A 16,797-nucleotide genomic window follows, 5' to 3' on the forward strand; every position below is an offset into this window, starting at 1 on the left:
GCATGGTGAGCGGGTGCACGGTATGGCCGGCCGTCACCGCTCGCAGCGGCGAGGGCCCGGAAGGCACGCTGACCGTCCGCGCAGTCGCCCTACGCCCCACCGTCGGCGCCGAATGCGGGCTATCCCGTGTACGGCGCCGCGCCGATGTACGCGGCGCCCCGTCCCGCGAGCGGTCTGGCGATCACGTCGCTGGTGTGCGGCATCGCCGGGGTGGTCTTCGGCACGTTCCTCTTCTGGCTCGTCCTCCCCTTCATCTCGTCCGTCGTCGCGATCATCACCGGTCACCTCGCGCTGCGTCGGACGAAGGCGGACCCGGGCGTCGGCGGTCGCGGCCTCGCTTTCGGCGGCCTCATCATGGGCTACGTCATGGTCGGGATCCAGCTCGTCGTGCTCGCGATCGTGCTGTTCAGCTTCCTCTTCGTGGGCGCGTTCTCATTGCCGTTCGTCTTCAGCTCCTGAACCCCGAGATCGCGCGCCGGGGCCCCGCGACCGGCGTAGGCTTGAGGCATCGTGAAGAACAAGGGTCTGGTCCCCGCTGTCACCTCCCTGCCGCAGTCGCCGCAGGCCGAGGCCGACCACCGCGTGCGCCGCTACGCGATCACGATGACGATCCGCATCGTCTGCTTCGCTCTCATGATGTTCGTGCAGCCGTACGGCTGGTACACCTGGGTCTTCGCCCTCGCGGCGGCCGTGCTCCCCTACATCGCGGTCGTCTTCGCGAACGCCGGCAGCGACAGCACCGAGACGACGGCCGAGTCGCCCGTGCAGCAGATCGCGGCACCCTCGCGGCCGGCTTCCGACCCCACGGAGAAGGTCGACGACGGACCGCAGATCTTCACCATCCGCGAGAACGGTCGGGATCGCGCGTGAGTGGACTGGAGTGCTCGCGAGCCGGATGCCGGAACGCGGCGAAGGCCCGAGTGGTGTGGCGCAACCCCCGCATCCATGCGGAGGACCGTGAGAAGATCTGGCTCGCGTGCGCCGAGCATGTCGACTTCCTCCGCGACTACCTCGCCGCCCGCGACTTCCCGGTGACCGTGCGCGATGGGATGCCGTCGTGAGCGCCCGGATGACGCGGTGGAGCGTCTACGTGCTGATCGCCATCGGCTTCGCCGTCGCCTGCGCCTTCCTGTCCTACTGGCAGTTCGAGCGCAATGAGAACCGCGCGGAGCAGATCGCCCTCGTGGAGAAGAACTACGATGCCGATCCCGTGCCGCTGCAGGACCTGATCGGCGCCGACGGCGAGCTCGCCGCGGGCGACGTGTGGCATCCGGTGGTCCTCGAGGGCGAGTACCTCCCGGACGAGCAGCTCCTCGTCCGCAACCGCCCGCGCGGCGGCACCAGCGCCTTCGAAGTGCTCGTGCCGTTCCGCGACTCCGACGGACGCATCCTCATCGTCGATCGGGGCTGGGTCCCGCCCGGCGACGGCGACTCCCCCGACGCGGTGCCCGCGCCTCCGTCCGGCCAGGTCGAGGTCGTCGTCCGCGTGCGGCCGGGCGAACAGGCTCCCGCGTCCGGTCGCGGAGCGCCCGAGGGACAGGTGCCGACGATCCATCTCCCCGCGATCGCCGAGCTCGTCGACGGCGATGTCATCACCAGCGCCTACGGCCAGATCGTCAGCGAGTCGCCCTCGGGGGACGGCGCGCTCGGGACCTTCGACTCCCCGACCGATGACCCCGGCCCGCACCTGTCGTACGCGATCCAGTGGATCCTGTTCGCGCTCATGGGTTTCATCTTCATCGGGTACATCATCCGCACCGAGATCGCCAAGCACCGCGAGGAGCTCGAGGGCCGGCCCGCCGTCGCCAAGACGCCACGGCGTCGCGACCGCGATGCCGACGTCGAGGACGAGCTCCTCGACGCGCACCACTGATCGACGGCTCACGGAGGTCCGGACGGATCACGGAGGTCCGGACGGATCACGGACGAATCGGCCGAACACTCCCGGGTATCGTCGTCTGCTCCGTCATCCGTCGGAGAGAAGGCGTCGTGAGTCGGCTCAGGTCCAGGCGCGCACGGAGGAGACGAGCGCCCGCTTCGGGTACTCTCCGCTCGGCCCGCCGATCTCGAAGAGGTCGATGAGCAGGATCATCGGGTACTCCGGCGCCTGCGGGATGCGACGGAGGACGCGGCCCTCGCATCCGATCACCGTCTCGCCGGGTCCCCACAGGACTGTCCAGGTGTGCACCCGACGCGCATCGAACGGGAGGATCACCTCGGCCATGTCGTCGTGCAGCCGCGGGTCGTGATGGGCTTTGACGCCCGATCGCGCTCGTGTCGTCGCACCCACCGCAGCGGCGTCGATCTCGAAGAGGCAGATCTCGCCGGCGTCCTCGTCCGCGAGGTGCTCGGTTCCCACCAGCCAGGCGGCGAGCATGCAGCCCTCATCGGTGCTCGCCGCGACTGTGACGTCGATGCGCCCGGCGGTCGGAGCGAAGAGCAGACGGAGCGGCGTCGGGGTCCGCACCACCAGCCCGTCGGGTCGATGGCGATGCGTGCCGCGTGCGGAGCCGAGCGGTCCCGAGAACTCCCCTGACTGCAGGTTGGAGACGCGCAGAGGGGCGTCCTCCGGTCGCCAGTCCGGCTGATCGTCGTCGATGCGCAGCTCGAGCCCGCCGTGCACGGGGGCGTACCGCGCCTCCGACCTCTCGGACACCGTCCAGTGCGGGAGGTATCGCGGGATCCACTTCGCGGGGTCGACCCCGTCGACGAAGTCGTCCTCGAAATCGGCAGGACGCTCGGGCGGCGGCGGGAGCACCTCGCGCAGAGCGGACGTCACCGCACCGCGTTCTCGGCTGCGTCGTCCGCTGCCCGACCCACCACGGATCGCCGCCACTCGCCGCCGTCACGGTCGAAGATCACACGGGAGTGCCGACGATCCGTCTCCCCCTGCCAGAACTCGACCCGCGACGGGATGAGCCGCCAGAGCACCCAGTCGTCATGGGCGACGCCGTCGCGCGCCGCGGCCGAGCGAGCCGCCAGATCCGCGGCGCTCTCGTCGGGCTCCGCCTCCCGCACCTCTCCCCGCAGCCGCACGGCTCGCACGAGGGGCTGCCACCAGAAGTTCAGCGCCGCCACCGGATGCACGGCGAGCTGCGCGCCCTTGCCCGACGAGCGCGGTCCCGCGAACGCCCATCCGCGCCCGTCGACCTCCTTGAGGATCAGGGTGCGCGCGTCGGGGACGCCGTCGCGATCGATCGTCGCGAGCGTCGCCGCGTGCGGCTCCGCGACCCCGGCCTCGACGGCGCCGACGATCCACGAGCGAAACGCGGTCACGGGATCGTCCGGCACGGCGCGGCCGTCGAGCGCCGGCGCGGATCCGGTGAGCGCGGGTAGCGAACGCAGCCAGCGCGCGGAGTCACGGTCGATGTCAGTCGTGGTGGTCACGCACTCGACTATGCCACCGACCCGCGGGCCTGTCCCGCAGCGCGCTCGCGCGGGACGTCACGCGAGCTCGATGAGGTCCTGGTACTCCTGGCTCCAGATGTCCTCGACGCCGTCCGGGAGGATCAGCACGCGCTCGGGGTTGAGCGACTGCACCGCCCCCGGGTCGTGCGAGACCAGCACGACGGCGCCCTCGTAGTGCGCGAGCGCTCCGAGGATCTCCTCGCGCGACGCGGGATCGAGGTTGTTGGTCGGCTCGTCGAGCAGGAGCATGTTCGCGGAGGACACCACGAGCGTCGCGAGCGAGAGTCGCGTCTTCTCGCCGCCGGAGAGCACCCCCGCCGGCTTGAGCACGTCGTCGCCCGTGAACAGGAACGAGCCCAGCACCTTGCGGGCCTCGGTCTCGGTGATGTGCGGCGCCGCCGACACCATGTTCTCGAGGACCGACCGGTTGACGTCGAGGTTCTCGTGCTCCTGCGCGTAGTACCCGACCTTCAGGCCATGACCGGGCTCGAGCTGGCCCGTGTCCGGCTTGTCGACGCCGGCCAGCATCCGCAGCAGCGTGGTCTTGCCTGCACCGTTGAGGCCGAGCACGACCACCTTCGAGCCGCGGTCGATCGCCAGGTCGACGTCGGTGAAGATCTCGAGGGAGCCGTAGGACTTCGACAGCCCGGTCGCCATCATCGGCGTCTTCCCGCAAGGTGCCGGCTTCGGGAACCGCAGCTTCGCCACGCGGTCCTCCTGGCGCACCTCGTCGAGTCCGGCGAGCAGCTTCTCTGCGCGCGCGATCATCTGGTGCGCGGCCGCGGCCTTCGAGGCCTTGGCGCCGAAGCGGGCGGCCTGCTGCTGCAGCGTGGTCGCCTTCTTCTCGGCGTTCGCGCGCTCCTTCTTGCGACGCTCCTCGTCGGCCACCCGCTGGCGCAGGTAGTTCTTCCAGTTCATGTTGTAGGTGTCGATGACCTGGCGGTTCGCATCGAGGTAGAAGACGCGGTTCACGGTCTCGCCGACGAGCTCGACGTCGTGGCTGATCACGATCAGCCCGCCCTTGTAGTTCTTGAGGAACTCGCGCAGCCACACCACGCTGTCGGCGTCGAGGTGGTTCGTCGGCTCGTCGAGGATCATCGTCTCCGCGTCGGAGAAGAGGATGCGAGCGAGCTCGATGCGACGACGCTGACCGCCGGACAGCGTCGACAGCGGCTGATCCAGGATGCGGTCGGGAAGCGACAGGTTGTTCGCGATGGACGCCGCCTCGGCCTCGGCCGCGTACCCGCCCTGCGCCTCGAACTGCTCGGTGAGGCGCGCGTAGCGCTTCATGGCCTTGTCCGCGACCGCGGGGTCCTCGGAGCCCATCGCGAGCGAAGCCTCCGTCATCCCGAGATTCAGCTGTCCGAGGCCGCGGGCGTCGAGGATGCGGGTGCGCGCGAGGTCCTCCGGGTTGCCCGATCGCGGGTCCTGCGGGAGGTAGCCCAGCTCCCCGGAGCGGGTGACGCTGCCACCCGACGGCAGGACGTCGCCGGCGAGCACCTTCGTCAGCGTGGTCTTCCCGGCGCCGTTGCGTCCGACGAGACCGATCTTGTCGCCGTCGCTGACGCGGAAGGACACGTTCTCCATCAGGAGGCGTGCGCCCACGCGGATCTCGAGTTCGTGCACGGCAAGCACAGCGGGACGTCCGTTCGTTCAGGAGGAGAGGCGGCCGAGCGGCCAGCCTCCCAGTATAGAACGCCCGGCTGGGCACCTCGGCGGCCGGTGTCCAGGATGACGGGGAGGGGCGATCTCCCTCTCCGGATGGATGCGATCGATACCGGGGAGTGATGCCCTCTCCGCCACCTCGTTCCTAGCCTTCTCGGGTGGATGTCATCTCTGAGCTCGTTCTGCAGGCCGTCGCGTCGCCCTGGCTGTACCTCGTGCTGTTCGCGGTCACCGTGATCGACGGCTTCTTCCCGCCGATACCGAGCGAGACCGTGCTGGTCGCCGCGGCGGCCGTGTCGGCATCCGCCGGCGACCTGTGGGCCCTGGTACCGCTGGGTCTGGTGGCCGCGGCGGGAGCGGCGATCGGGGACAACATCGCGTTCGCGCTCGGTCGCCGGATCGGCACCGACCGCTGGTCGTGGATGCGCCGTCCGCGCGTGGTCGCCGCGCTGGCGCACGCCCGGAGTGCGCTCGGTCGACGCGGCGCGGCTCTCATCCTCGGTGCTCGGTACATCCCCGTCGGGCGGGTGGCGGTCAACATGTCAGCGGGCGCCCTGGGGTTCGCATGGCGGCGGTTCGCTCCGCTGAGCATCGTGGCCGGTGTCAGCTGGAGCGCACTGAGCGTGACCATCGGGCTGTTCGCCGGAGCCTGGCTCGCCGACCAGCCGCTCTTCAGCGCGGGCGTCGGCATCGTCGTCGCGCTCCTCCTCGGGCTCGTGATCGACCGGATCGCGGCACTCCGCCGACGTCGGACATCGGTCCCCCGGCTGGCAGGATGACAGACATGGCTCGCTCTCCAGGCACGCAGCGCACCCGGCGCACCGCTCGAGCGAGCGGGCGGTCGGCGGCCGTCGCCGCGCTCGGCGCTGCGGTGATCACGCTCTACGCGGTCCTCGTGCCCATCCAGGCGACCCTCTACGGCACCTCGCTGCCGCTGTCGTTCCTCCTCGCCGCCGCGCTGTGCGGAGCTCCGCTGCTGGCCCTGACGCATCCGCGATGGGCGGTCGTGCTGTTCTACACCGCCGCGTTCTCCCTGCCCCTGCTTGTCACGGCGGGACTCGCCACCGAGGCGCCGTGGCCGTGGTCGGTGCCGGCGCTGCTGGCCTTCGTCCTGCTGGTCGGCGTCGTGACCTTCCTGCATGGCGCGCGTCTCGGAGCGTTCGCGCTCGTCATCGGGTCCGGCCTGTCCCTGACCGCTCCCCTCCTGCGCGGAGATGTGCTGTCCGGCGGCGATGTCGCGGCCAACGTCACCGCGAACCTGATCGTCACGACGTCCGTGGCCGCCGCGGTCTCGGTCATCGCCGCGCTCGCCGCCGGGCGGATGCGAGTGTCCGCGGAGCTCACGCGCGAACGCGAGCACTCGGCGCTGGAGGAGTCGCGGCGGGGTCTGGTGGAGGAACGCACGCGCATCGCCCGCGAGCTGCACGACGTGATCGCGCACAGCATGTCCGTGATCCAGGTGCAGGCGTCCACCGCGCGCTATCGGCTGCCCGGCATCGACGCCGAGGCCGCCGCGGAGTTCGACAGCATCGCGGCGACGGCGAGGACGTCGCTCACCGAGATGCGACGGATGCTCGGAGTGCTCCGCACCGAGGACCGGGCCGCAGAGCTCGCCCCCCTGCAGGGCGTCGACGACGTCCCCGCGCTGGTCGACACGTTCCGTCGGGCCGGCGTCACCGTCGGGCTGGAGATCACCGGATCCTTGGAGGATCCGTCGTCCGCCGCGCAGATCGCCGTCTTCCGCATCGTGCAGGAGGCTCTGAGCAATGCGATCCGACATGCCGCGGGCGCGGCCGTGACGGTCCGCATACAGCGGGACGGCGACATGCTCGTCGTCCGGGTCCGCAACGCGTCGGCGTCGACGCCGCAGGCCGCGTCCGGCGGCGGGTACGGTCTGCGGGGGATGCGCGAGCGTGTGGAGATCCTCGGCGGGACGTTCGCTGCGGGTCCCGCCGCGGACGGCGGATGGGAGGTCGCTGCGGCGCTTCCGCTGCGGTCGATCGACATGAGCGACGGCGTCGCCGAGGAGGCCCCATGACCATCAGCGTTCTCATCGCCGACGACCAGGCCATGGTGCGGGCGGGTTTCGCCGCCCTTCTCGATGCCCACGACGGCATCCGCGTGGCGGGTCAGGCAGCGCACGGCGCCGAGGCGGTGACTCTCGCGGCCCGTCTCGATCCCGACGTGATCCTGATGGACGTGCGCATGCCGGAGATCGACGGGATCGAGGCGACCCGGCGCATCCTGGGGCCCGCGTACCCTGCCGCCCATGTGCCGCGCGTGCTCATGCTCACCACCTTCGACATCGACGACTACGTGTACGACGCGCTGGAGGCCGGGGCCAGCGGCTTCCTCCTCAAGGACGCCCTCCCCGAGGAGCTGGTGCAGGCCGTCCGTGTGGTCGCCGGCGGCGACGCCCTCCTGGCGCCGAGCGTGACGAGACGCATGATCGAGCAGTTCGCCGGTCGCCGTCCCCGCACGCCCCGGGCGGCGGCGGCGCTCGCCGGCCTCACCGACCGCGAGCGCGAGGTGCTCGTCCTCATCGGCAGAGGTCGATCGAACAGCGAGATCGCGTCCGATCTGTTCATCGCCGAGCAGACCGTCAAGACGCATGTCGGCAAGGTGCTCGCCAAGCTGTCGCTCCGCGATCGGGTGCACGCGGTGATCCTCGCCTACGACGCCGGTCTCGTCGAGCCCGCCTCCTGATTACCCCCTCGGTAGGGGGTGAACGGCTCCGCAGGGTGATGCCCCGATCGGCACCGCGTCCATACGCTCCTCGGACACCCCGACCGAGGAGGACCCCATGGCCATCGTCGACCCACCCCCCAGGATCGCCCCGAGCACTCCCCCGCCCCGCGGTCGGGATACGGGGATCGACCTTCTGCGCGCGATCTGCGTGATCGGCGTCGTGGTCCTCCACGCGGTCATGGTGGGCGTCACCGTCGTCGACGGCGCCCCGGAGTTCGCCAACGCGAGCGAGGGCGAGGCGTGGATCGTCCCTCTCAGCTGGGTGCTGCAGGTGATGCCCCTGTTCTTCGTGATCGGCGGATTCGCCGGCCTGCACTCCTGGCGTCGGCTGCGGGAGCGGGGAGGCTCGGCGGGAGACTTCGTCGCCGCGCGCGTGCACCGCCTGCTGCGTCCGGCGGTCGTCGTGATCGGCGTGGTCGGCGTGCTCCTCGCGGCGCTCGCCGTTGCCGGAGTCCCCGCCGATCTGGTCGCGACGGCCGGCTACCGCTACGGCCAGCCGCTGTGGTTCCTGGCCGTGTTCCTGCTCTGCCAGTCTCTGCTCCCCGCACTGGCCTCCGCGCACACCCGGCGACCGATCCTCAGCATCCTGCTGCTCGTCGTCGGTGCCGGCGTCGTCGATCTCCTGCGCGCTCTCACCGGCATCGAGGGTCTCGGCATGCTCAACCTGGCGTTCGTCTGGCTCAGCCTGCAGCAGCTCGGCTTCTTCCTCGCCGACGGCACCGTCCATCGACTGTCCCGCCGGGTGAGGGCAGCCGTCGGCGGGGTCGCGCTCGTGCTGCTCGCCGCCGCCTTCACGGGAGGGCTCTCCTCCCCCGACCTCATCGCCCACATCAACCCGCCCACGGCAGCGCTCATCCTCGTCGGCGTCGTGCAGCTGAGCGCGGTGTCGCTGCTCCGCGACCGGATCGAGGCGTTCAGCCGGCGCCCCCGGTGCGCGGCCCTCTCGGCGTTCGTGAACGCGCGCACCATGACCGTCTACCTCTGGCACATGCCGGTGCTGCTGGGTATGGCCGGGGTCTCTGCGCTGTTCGCCCTGTCCACGGGTCTCGCTCTCCCCGAGCCGAGCAGCGCCGAGTGGTGGCTGACCCGGCCGCTGTGGCTCGGTGCGGCGCTGATCCTGACGGCCGTCGTCGCCGTGGCGCTCGCCCGGCACGAGGCCGTCCGCGCTCCGCGCCCCACGCGGTCGGCGCGCGGACTCGTCCTCGCCGTGGCGCTCGGCCTGTCGTCCGTCGTGCTCCTGCTCGCCGTGGGGACCACGGTGCTCACGGCCGCCGTCGCCGTCGCAGGCCTCGTCGCCGCCCTGCGGCTCGCTCGTCGGTCAGACGAGACCGCGCGCCGCGAGAGCGTCGCCGACGTCATCCGCGTGGCGTAGCGTGCGCACGAGCAGAGGCACGATCGCCCGCGGTCCCGGGCGGACGCCGCGCGCACGCTGCGCCTCCCCGATCTCCGCCGCGAACCCTGAGACGACGGGCACCAGCGTGAGCGTGAGGGAGATCGTCATGGCGATGGCGTCGGTGTCCGCCCCCCTGCGGCGCGCAGGCGACAGGAGCCGCTGCAGCACCGCGAGCAGCTGTCCCATCGGCGTGGTGAGGGTGAGCAGGGTCGCCAGCAGCACGAGCGCTGCGACCTTGAGGGTGCTGATCCAGGCCGCCAACGGGGAGACGAAGATCCACAGCGCACCGCCCATCACCAGCACCAGCCAGCGGAGTCGCCGGATTTCCGCTCCGAGCACGCGCCACGGCATCTGTGCGACGACGAAGAGCCCGCAGACGCCGAGCAGCACCAGCGCGATGCTGACGGCATCGTGGGGCGCGAGCGAAATCCCGAGGGCGGTGAGCGCGAGGGCGAGCAGCTTGCATCCGGCCCCCATCCGGTGCACGGGGCTCGAGCCGGGCCGGTACAGCTGGATCATGCGCAGCTCCTCCGGTACGCATCGATGACGGTGGCGGGGTCGCCGGATGCCGTGATCGCACCGTCGTCGAACAGCAGCGCGTGATCGCAGCGGGCGGCGAGGTCGAGGTCGTGCGTCGCCACCACCAGCCGCGCGGGACCGGCGAGGAGCAGATCTCCGATGCGGCGGGCGTTCCGCAGGTCGAGCAGGGTGGTCGGCTCGTCGGCGACCAGGAGCGCCGGGTCGGCGATCAGGACAGAGGCGAGCGCGAGGAGCTGCTTCTGCCCGCCGGAGAGCGCCGATGCGGGGATGTCGCCCCGATCCTCCAGGCCGTGCGCGTGCAGCGCCTCCGCCACGCGCCGGTCGATCTCCTTCCGTGGCCGCCCCCGCAGGGAGAGACGCAGATCCTCCACAGCCGTCGGCATCAGGATCTGCGCCTGCGGGTCGGTGAAGACGAAACCGACGCGACGACGCACCGCCCGCGCGTCGCGCCGCGTGTCGAGACCGTCCACCGTCACCGCGCCGACGGTCGGCAGCACGAGTCCGTTGAGCAGGCGCACGAACGTGGACTTGCCCGATCCGTTCGCCCCGATCACGGCGGTGCGGCGCGCCGCGAGTCGCGCGCTCACCCCGCGCAGGATCGCACGTCCGTCGCGCTCGACCGTGACGCCGTCGATCTCGATGGCGGAAGGAGCCGCCTCCCCGACGGCGGGGATCGCGGCGGACGGCGCGGCCTCAGACGGCACGGGGGGCGGAGGCGGAGGCGGCGCGACCGAACGCCGGCGGGTACGCGCGGCGGAGAGCGATCACGAGCACCGTGGCGGTCGCCGCCTTGAGGGCGTCCCCGGGGAGGAACACGATGCTCGAGGCGGCCGCAGTCCGCAGATCCATGCCCAGCACGAGGGCCTGCACCGGAATGCCGAAGGCGTAAACGACCAGGATGCCGCCCAGGACGGTCGCCAGCGCCGTGCGCCACCACGTCACCCGGTGCCCGCGCATGATCAGACCGATCACGACGGCCCCCGCCACCCACCCGAGGAGGTATCCGGCGGTGGGTCCGACGAACGCGCCGAGGCCGCCGCGCCCGCCGGCGAGCACCGGGAGTCCCACTGCTGCGAGAGCGAGGACGAGGAGGACCGACAGCGGCGCTCGGCGCGGGCCGAGCACCGCGCCCGCGAGCATGACCCCCAGCGTCTGCGCGGTGATGGGCACGCCGCCGGGGATCGGGACGGTCACCATGCCGAGCGCGACGAGGAGTGCCGCGAAGATCGCGACACGCGCCAGCTCCCTCCCGGCATCCGGATTCTGGTTCATGATCTCTGCACCCTCCTGAACAGTGTTCACGTGAACGGTGTTCACTATAGTGAGCGGATGACCCCCGATCACAATCCGACCCGTCGCGACAGGGACGCCGTGGCCAGGGCCGCGCTCGCCCTCCTCGACGAGGTCGGCCTCGCCGACCTCTCCATGCGCCGCATCGCCAGCCGGCTCGACGTCCAGCCCAGCGCCCTGTACTGGCACTACTCGAGCAAGCAGGCACTCCTCGCCGAGCTCGCCGACCGCATCACGACGGGTATCGCATCCGGCGACACGGCGGTGCTGCCCCTGGCGCGCAGCATCCGCGACGCGCTCTTCACCTACCGCGACGGCGCCGAGCTCGTCCTGAGCACGTACGCGCTCGGCCTCGGGTCCGCGCACGCTCAGACAGCGCTCGAGGCTGCTCTCCGCCGCTCCGGAGCGTCGGACGCGTCGGGACGGGCGGCTGCGCTGCTCCACTTCGTGCTCGGTCACGCGACACTCGTGCAGCAGCGCATGCACGCCGACAGCCACGGGGTCGTGCAGAACGTCGACGAGCACGACGCCACGGCCGGCTTCGACCGGATCTTCGACCTCGGCGTGAGCGCGCTCGCCGGGGCGCTCGTCAGCGGAGGGCCGACTCCGCCGCGTGGCCGAGCCTGAGGCCGGGGAGGAAGGCGACGACGACGAGGCCGAGCGAGATCAGGAAGACGGCTCCGACATCGGCGACATGTCCGCCCAGGCTGGCGACCGCGAGCCCCGAGACGGCGATCACGACCGCCGAGCCCGTCGAGTCCGAGATCGAGAGCGCCGACGAGTTGAAGCCCTGGTTGCCCTCGTCGGAGTACGCGAGGGTGAGGACGGTCAGGCGCGGGTAGAGCAGGCCCATGCCGGCTCCGGCGAATCCCCACGCGACGACGACGACGGCAGGCGGCACATCGCCGATCGCCGTGACGAGCACACCGGCGATCGCGATCACCAGGAGCGCCAGGCTGATGAGAGTGATGCGGCGATTGCCCAGCCGCTCCCCGATCCGGCCCTGCAGGTTCGATGCTCCGGCCCAGGCGAACGCGGCGAACATGAGTCCGACGCCCGCCCACGTCGCCGACCACCCGAACCCCTCGATGAGGAGGTACGGGATGTACGCCTCGGTGGCGAAGAACGCTCCCGCCACCATCCCGCGCATCAGCACGACACTGGGCAGCCCTCTTCCGGCGCGCAGGGTCCGCTTCGGCAGCAGCGGCAGTACGGTGATCGCGATGCCGAGGACCGCCCCTATCGCGACCGGCCAGCGCAGCGCCGCGGGCATGTCGGCGGTGAGGCCCAGGATCACGGCGAACGCCGCGACGACGAACGCCAGCGCCAGGCGGATCAGAAGCGCGCGACGATCCTGCGGCTCGCCGTGACCGAGATCCAGGCCGCGCAGTCGTACCGCGATCAGGAGGAAGGCGATCGCCGTGAGCACGGCGACGCCGAGGAAGGCCCAGCGCCAGTCGAGGTACTCGGCGACCGCACCGGCGAGGAACGGCCCGATCATCGACGGCACGATCCAGGCGGCGGCGAAGGCCGCGAACACCCTGCCGTGCAGATAGGGCGGGTAGAGCCGGGCGACGACGACGTACAGCGCGACCGTCTGGCCACCGGTGCCGAGTCCCTGCACGAGACGGCCGATGAGGAACTGCTCCATGGTCACGGCGAAGCCGGAGATCAGCAGCCCGACGAGGAAGAGCGTCACGGCGACGTACAGGGCCCCGCGGGGGCCGCGCGCGTCCGACCACGCACCGGCCGCGACCATGCCGATCACGCTCGTCGCGAGTGTTCCGGCGAACGCCGCGGCGAACAGCGCGCTCCCGTCCAGGGCCGCGCTGACGATGGGCATCACCGTGGTCACCGCGAGCGCCTCGATCGCAGCGAGGAAGATCAGGGCGACGGACCCGACGGTGACCCAGACCCGTTCGCGGTCCCAGATGGTCGCCGTGGTCGCGGCCTCGCTCATCGGTCGGCGAGCGACGCCATGCGCTCGATCGCCTCGGTGATGATCTCCGGGCTCGTGCCGAAGTTCAACCGCACATGTCCGCGGCCCTCGGCGCCGAATCCCGGCCCGGCGCTCAGCGCGACCCTGGCCTCCTTCAGGATGCGCCGAGCGGGGCTGTCTCCCCATCCGAGCGCCGACAGATCGATCCACGCCAGATACCCGGCCTCCGGAAGGCGGTACCTCGCCGTGGGGAGATGCGCCGCCAGGAGGTCCTCCACCAGCACGCGGTTCTCGTCGAGGGTGCGCAGCAGTCCGTCGAGCCACGGATCACTCGCCTCGGAGAAGGCGGCGACGGCGGCGATCAGACCGAGCTGGCCGGTGCGCCACTCGACCTCGATCGGCAGGGCGCGCACGACCGCGGACGTCTCGTCGGACGCCGTGACCATGAGGGCGCACTTGAGGCCCGCGAGGTTGAAGGCCTTGCTGGCGCTGACGACGGCGTAGCCCACGCGCTCCGCTGCCGCGCCCGTCGCCAGGAACGGCGTGAAGCCCGCGCCGGGCTGCGCGAGCGGCGCGTGGATCTCATCGGAGACGACGGCGGCGCCGAACTCCTCCGCAAGGTCCGCGAGGGCCGCGAGCGATGCGCGATCGTGCACCGTGCCCGTCGGGTTCTGCGGGTTGCAGAGCAGGATCGCCGTCGCACCGTCCTCCAACGCCGTGCGGACGCCAGGGAGATCGATCTCCCAGGCAGCCCCGGTGTCGCGGAGCGGCACGCGCTCGACCTCGGCACCCGCCTCGGCCACCAGATCGAAGAACGGCGGATAGATCGGGGGCATGACCACCACGCGCTCCCCCGGCTGCGTGACGCGCCGGAGGATCTCGACGATCCCCATGCTGACGTCGGCCGTGCTACGCATGCGGGCGGGATCCACCTGCCAGCCGAATCGGCGCAGGGCGAACGCCGTGTAGGACTCCGCGAGAGGGCCCCGGGATGCGGTGTAGCCGGTGTCGCCGATGTCGATCGCGTGCCGCAGAGCGGCGGTCACCTCCGGCGCGAGCGGGAAGTCCGTCTCCGCGACGAAGAGCGGCAGGACGTCGGCGGGATACTCCCGCCACTTCTCGCTGGTGCGCTCGCGAAGCTCCGCCAGCGGCAGAGCCCTGACCTCGAGCATCCTCAGATGGCGAAGCCGAGGGCGCGCATCATGTCGCGACCGTCGTCCGTGATCCGCTCGGGACCCCACGGCGGCATCCACACCCAGTTGATGCGGAAGCGGTCGACGACGTCGTCCAGGGCCTGGGCGGTCTGGTCCTCGAGCACGTCCGTGAGCGGGCAGCCGGCGCTGGTGAGCGTCATGTGGATGACGAGTGCATCGTTCTCGTCGTCCCAGGCGAGGTCGTAGATGAGGCCGAGGTCGACGACGTTGATCCCGAGCTCGGGATCCATGACGTCCTTGAGTGCCTCGGTGACCTCGTCGTACTTCGCGTCCGTGAGGGTGGCTGACATGCCTTCAGCCTACGCCTCGATGGGGGCGGCGGGGTCGAGGAACCGGTCGTAGCCCTCTTCCTCGAGCCGGTCGGCGAGCTCCGGTCCGCCCTCTTCGACGATCTTGCCCGCGACGACGACGTGCACGAAGTCGGGACGGATGTAGCGGAGGATACGGGTGTAGTGCGTGATGAGCAGCACGCCGAGACCGGTGGCCTCCTTGGCGCGGTTGACGCCCTCGGAGACGATCTTCAGCGCGTCGACGTCGAGGCCGGAGTCGGTCTCGTCGAGGATCGCGAACTGCGGCTTGAGGACCTCGAGCTGGAGGATCTCATGACGCTTCTTCTCGCCGCCGGAGAAGCCCTCGTTGACGTTGCGCTGCGCGAACTTCGGGTCCATCCGGAGGTTGGCCATGGCCGCCTTGACGTCCTTGGTCCAGCCGCGGATCGCCGGCGCCTCGCCGTCGAGCGCCGTCTTGGCGGTGCGGAGGAAGTTCGTCACGGTCACGCCGGGGATCTCCACGGGGTACTGCATCGCGAGGAACAGGCCGGCCCTGGCACGCTCGTCGACCGACATCTCCAAGACGTCCTGACCGTCGAAGGTGATGGAGCCCGAGGTGACGGTGTACTTCGGGTGTCCGGCGATCGTGTAGGCGAGGGTGGACTTGCCCGAGCCGTTCGGCCCCATGATGGCGTGGGTCTCACCGGTGTTCATGGTGAGGGTGATTCCGTTGAGGATCGGGGTGGTCCCCGCCTCGGTCTCGACCGTCACGTGCAGGTCGCGGATTTCGAGAACAGACATTCAGACTTCCTTCGTCACAGTCGGATCGATGAGCACGTCGTCGCCGTCGATCTCGACGACGTAGACCGGCACGGGCTCATAAGCGGGGAGGTTCTGGGGCTTGCCGGTGAGCAGGGAGAACGCCGAGCCATGGGCCCAGCACTCGACCGTGTCACCCTCGACGAAGCCCTCGGAGAGGGAGATGTCGCCGTGCGTGCAGGTGTCGCCGATGGCGTGGATGACGCCCTCGGAGTCCTTGATGACGGTGATCGGCACGCCGTTCGGCTCGACACGCAGCGGCGTGTCCATCTCGAGGTCGGCGACGGCGCACACGCGCTCTGCGCTCATGCGTCCACCTCCGCGAGCTCGGTCTCGATCGCCGCCAGGAGCTCGGCCTCGAGCGCGGGGATCTGCAGGCGCTGCACGATGTCGCTGAGGAATCCGAGCACCACCAGACGGCGGGCCTCCTCCTCGCTGATGCCGCGAGCCTGGAGGTAGAACAGCTGCTCGTCGTCGAAGCGACCGGTCGCGCTGGCGTGGCCGGCGCCGAGGATGTCGCCGGTCTCGATCTCGAGGTTCGGGATCGAGTCCGCACGCGCCCCCTCGGTCAGCACGAGATTGCGGTTCGCCTCGTAGGAGTCGGTGCCGGTGGCGTCGGCGCCGATGAGCACGTCGCCGATCCAGACGCTGTGCGCGCCCTCGCCCTGCAGGGCGCCCTTGTACAGGACGTCGCCCTTGGTGTGCGGGCCCTTGTGGTGGAGGTACACCTGGCTCTCCAGGTGCTGGCCGGCGTCGGCGTAGGAGAGGCCGTAGAGGTAGCCCTCGGACCCTGCGCCCGCGAGCTCGACGCTCGGGTTCACGCGCACGACGCCGCCGCCGAAGCTGACCACGAAGTGCTTGAGGGTCGCGTCGGCCGCCACCCGCGCCTGATGCGCGGACGTGTGCACGGCGTCGTCCTGCCACTGCTGGAGGCTGATCACCGTGAGCTTCGCGCCGTCGCGCACGATGATCTCGACGTTCTGGGCGTACTGCGCGGCACCCGTGTGCTGCAGCACGACGGTGGCGGAGCTGTGCTCGAGCGCCTCGATGACGATGTGGGCGTCCGCCCGGAGGTCAGCGCCCTTGCCCTCGATGGTGACGAAGACGGGCTCGGCCACCTCCTCCTCACGCGGGATGCGGATGTGCAGCGCGTCTGGCGCGCCCTGCCACGCCACGGCGGACGTGACGTCCTCGGCGAGGAACACCTCGCCGCGCGGGGCGGCACCCGGAGCCAGCGGTGCCGCGACGTACTGCTCACCGGTCGTGATCACGTGCGCGACGCCGTCGGCGGTGCCGGCGACCTCGAACAGCGCCGCGAGCTTGGCGACGGGGGTGTGCTTCCAGTTGACCTCGCGGCCGGTCGGCGTCCCGAAGTCGGCGGGCTCGAACGAATGCGGGCGCTCGGAGCGGGTCTGCACCGGCACGAAGCCGGCGTCCGCGACCTGGGCGGCGGGGTCGACGTGCGCGCTCGAATGATGCGACGCGGTCGGCGTCGTCGTCTGGGCCGTCATA

General features: G+C 70.9%; 21 protein-coding genes. 9 read left to right on the top strand and 12 right to left on the bottom strand.

Going from position 1 to position 16,797, the window contains the following annotated elements; genetic code table 11:
• Window positions 1-126: 126 nt before the first annotated feature.
• From A4X16_RS10310 to A4X16_RS10325, 4 genes are read left to right on the top strand one after another with little or no spacing between them, the layout of a single operon-like run.
• Complete coding sequence (locus tag A4X16_RS10310) at window positions 127-459, top strand: DUF4190 domain-containing protein (RefSeq protein ID WP_197491817.1); 333 nt, start codon at window positions 127-129, stop codon at window positions 457-459.
• A 51-nt stretch (window positions 460-510) separates the two neighbouring features.
• Window positions 511-870, top strand: coding sequence for a DUF3099 domain-containing protein (locus A4X16_RS10315; protein WP_082914412.1), 360 nt, complete (start codon window positions 511-513; stop codon window positions 868-870).
• Complete coding sequence (locus A4X16_RS10320) at window positions 867-1,061, top strand: hypothetical protein (protein WP_067120223.1); 195 nt, start codon at window positions 867-869, stop codon at window positions 1,059-1,061. Before A4X16_RS10315 ends, A4X16_RS10320 begins: the two co-directional genes overlap by 4 nt.
• Entirely contained in the window at window positions 1,058-1,873 is an 816-nt protein-coding gene (locus A4X16_RS10325) for an SURF1 family cytochrome oxidase biogenesis protein (protein ID WP_231880331.1), read from the top strand. Before A4X16_RS10320 ends, A4X16_RS10325 begins: the two co-directional genes overlap by 4 nt.
• 126 nt (window positions 1,874-1,999) lie before the next feature.
• On the opposite strand, the gene A4X16_RS10330 is transcribed toward A4X16_RS10325, so the two are convergent.
• The 3 genes from A4X16_RS10330 to abc-f are packed head-to-tail and all read right to left on the bottom strand — an operon-like array spanning window position 2,000 to window position 5,043.
• A complete protein-coding gene (locus A4X16_RS10330) occupies window positions 2,000-2,779 on the bottom strand; it encodes a hypothetical protein (RefSeq protein ID WP_157560121.1) in 780 nt (259 codons plus the stop codon).
• The gene (locus A4X16_RS10335; RefSeq protein WP_231880332.1) at window positions 2,776-3,387 is read right to left on the bottom strand and encodes a pyridoxine/pyridoxamine 5'-phosphate oxidase; all 612 of its coding nucleotides are present in this window, start codon (window positions 3,385-3,387) and stop codon (window positions 2,776-2,778) included. Before A4X16_RS10335 ends, A4X16_RS10330 begins: the two co-directional genes overlap by 4 nt.
• A 57-nt stretch (window positions 3,388-3,444) precedes the next feature.
• Entirely contained in the window at window positions 3,445-5,043 is a 1,599-nt protein-coding gene (gene abc-f / locus A4X16_RS10340) for a ribosomal protection-like ABC-F family protein (RefSeq protein ID WP_067120228.1), read from the bottom strand.
• A 188-nt stretch (window positions 5,044-5,231) separates the two neighbouring features.
• On the opposite strand from abc-f, the gene A4X16_RS10345 reads away from it, so the two are divergent.
• The 4 genes from A4X16_RS10345 (at window position 5,232) to A4X16_RS10360 (ending at window position 9,193) form a co-directional block, all read left to right on the top strand.
• Window positions 5,232-5,852, top strand: coding sequence for a DedA family protein (locus tag A4X16_RS10345; protein ID WP_067120230.1), 621 nt, complete (start codon window positions 5,232-5,234; stop codon window positions 5,850-5,852).
• 5 nt (window positions 5,853-5,857) lie between these two features.
• A complete protein-coding gene (locus tag A4X16_RS10350) occupies window positions 5,858-7,111 on the top strand; it encodes a sensor histidine kinase (protein WP_067120232.1) in 1,254 nt (417 codons plus the stop codon).
• Window positions 7,108-7,779 (top strand): response regulator, encoded by a 672-nt coding sequence (locus A4X16_RS10355; protein WP_067120234.1) that lies wholly within the window; start codon window positions 7,108-7,110, stop codon window positions 7,777-7,779. The genes A4X16_RS10350 and A4X16_RS10355 overlap by 4 nt, the downstream gene beginning before the upstream one ends.
• Before the next feature lie 97 nt (window positions 7,780-7,876).
• Window positions 7,877-9,193 (top strand): acyltransferase family protein, encoded by a 1,317-nt coding sequence (locus A4X16_RS10360; RefSeq protein ID WP_067120236.1) that lies wholly within the window; start codon window positions 7,877-7,879, stop codon window positions 9,191-9,193.
• Here the strand turns inward: A4X16_RS10360 and A4X16_RS10365 are convergent.
• From A4X16_RS10365 to A4X16_RS10375, 3 genes are read right to left on the bottom strand one after another with little or no spacing between them, the layout of a single operon-like run.
• Window positions 9,140-9,733: an energy-coupling factor transporter transmembrane component T family protein gene (locus A4X16_RS10365; RefSeq protein ID WP_067120238.1), complete on the bottom strand. Its 594-nt coding sequence runs from the start codon at window positions 9,731-9,733 to the stop codon at window positions 9,140-9,142. The genes A4X16_RS10360 and A4X16_RS10365 overlap by 54 nt on opposite strands.
• A complete protein-coding gene (locus A4X16_RS10370; RefSeq protein WP_442922907.1) occupies window positions 9,730-10,458 on the bottom strand; it encodes an energy-coupling factor ABC transporter ATP-binding protein in 729 nt (242 codons plus the stop codon). Before A4X16_RS10370 ends, A4X16_RS10365 begins: the two co-directional genes overlap by 4 nt.
• Window positions 10,448-11,026 (bottom strand): biotin transporter BioY, encoded by a 579-nt coding sequence (locus A4X16_RS10375; RefSeq protein WP_067120240.1) that lies wholly within the window; start codon window positions 11,024-11,026, stop codon window positions 10,448-10,450. The genes A4X16_RS10370 and A4X16_RS10375 overlap by 11 nt, the downstream gene beginning before the upstream one ends.
• A gap of 57 nt (window positions 11,027-11,083) precedes the next feature.
• Between A4X16_RS10375 and A4X16_RS10380 the strand changes: the two genes are divergently transcribed.
• Window positions 11,084-11,671, top strand: a complete 588-nt coding sequence (locus tag A4X16_RS10380; protein WP_067120242.1) for a TetR family transcriptional regulator — start codon at window positions 11,084-11,086, stop codon at window positions 11,669-11,671.
• Here the strand turns inward: A4X16_RS10380 and A4X16_RS10385 are convergent.
• Genes A4X16_RS10385 through sufD form a run of 6 tightly spaced genes read right to left on the bottom strand, consistent with a single transcriptional unit; the run spans window position 11,634 to window position 16,796 of the window.
• The gene (locus A4X16_RS10385; RefSeq protein ID WP_067120244.1) at window positions 11,634-13,004 is read right to left on the bottom strand and encodes an MFS transporter; all 1,371 of its coding nucleotides are present in this window, start codon (window positions 13,002-13,004) and stop codon (window positions 11,634-11,636) included. The genes A4X16_RS10380 and A4X16_RS10385 overlap by 38 nt on opposite strands.
• Window positions 13,001-14,155: a MalY/PatB family protein gene (locus tag A4X16_RS10390; protein ID WP_067120247.1), complete on the bottom strand. Its 1,155-nt coding sequence runs from the start codon at window positions 14,153-14,155 to the stop codon at window positions 13,001-13,003. The genes A4X16_RS10385 and A4X16_RS10390 overlap by 4 nt, the downstream gene beginning before the upstream one ends.
• Window positions 14,156-14,157: 2 nt before the next feature.
• Window positions 14,158-14,487, bottom strand: coding sequence for a metal-sulfur cluster assembly factor (locus A4X16_RS10395; RefSeq protein ID WP_067120249.1), 330 nt, complete (start codon window positions 14,485-14,487; stop codon window positions 14,158-14,160).
• A gap of 9 nt (window positions 14,488-14,496) precedes the next feature.
• Window positions 14,497-15,267, bottom strand: a complete 771-nt coding sequence (gene sufC / locus A4X16_RS10400; RefSeq protein WP_067120251.1) for a Fe-S cluster assembly ATPase SufC — start codon at window positions 15,265-15,267, stop codon at window positions 14,497-14,499.
• Window positions 15,268-15,594 (bottom strand): non-heme iron oxygenase ferredoxin subunit, encoded by a 327-nt coding sequence (locus tag A4X16_RS10405; protein WP_067120253.1) that lies wholly within the window; start codon window positions 15,592-15,594, stop codon window positions 15,268-15,270. It lies immediately after the preceding gene.
• Window positions 15,591-16,796, bottom strand: coding sequence for a Fe-S cluster assembly protein SufD (gene sufD / locus A4X16_RS10410; protein WP_067120255.1), 1,206 nt, complete (start codon window positions 16,794-16,796; stop codon window positions 15,591-15,593). The genes A4X16_RS10405 and sufD overlap by 4 nt, the downstream gene beginning before the upstream one ends.
• Between the last annotated feature and the right edge of the window lies 1 nt (window position 16,797).

The sequence above is a fragment of the Microbacterium sp. H83 genome, assembly GCF_001650405.1.
GTDB lineage: Bacteria > Actinomycetota > Actinomycetes > Actinomycetales > Microbacteriaceae > Microbacterium.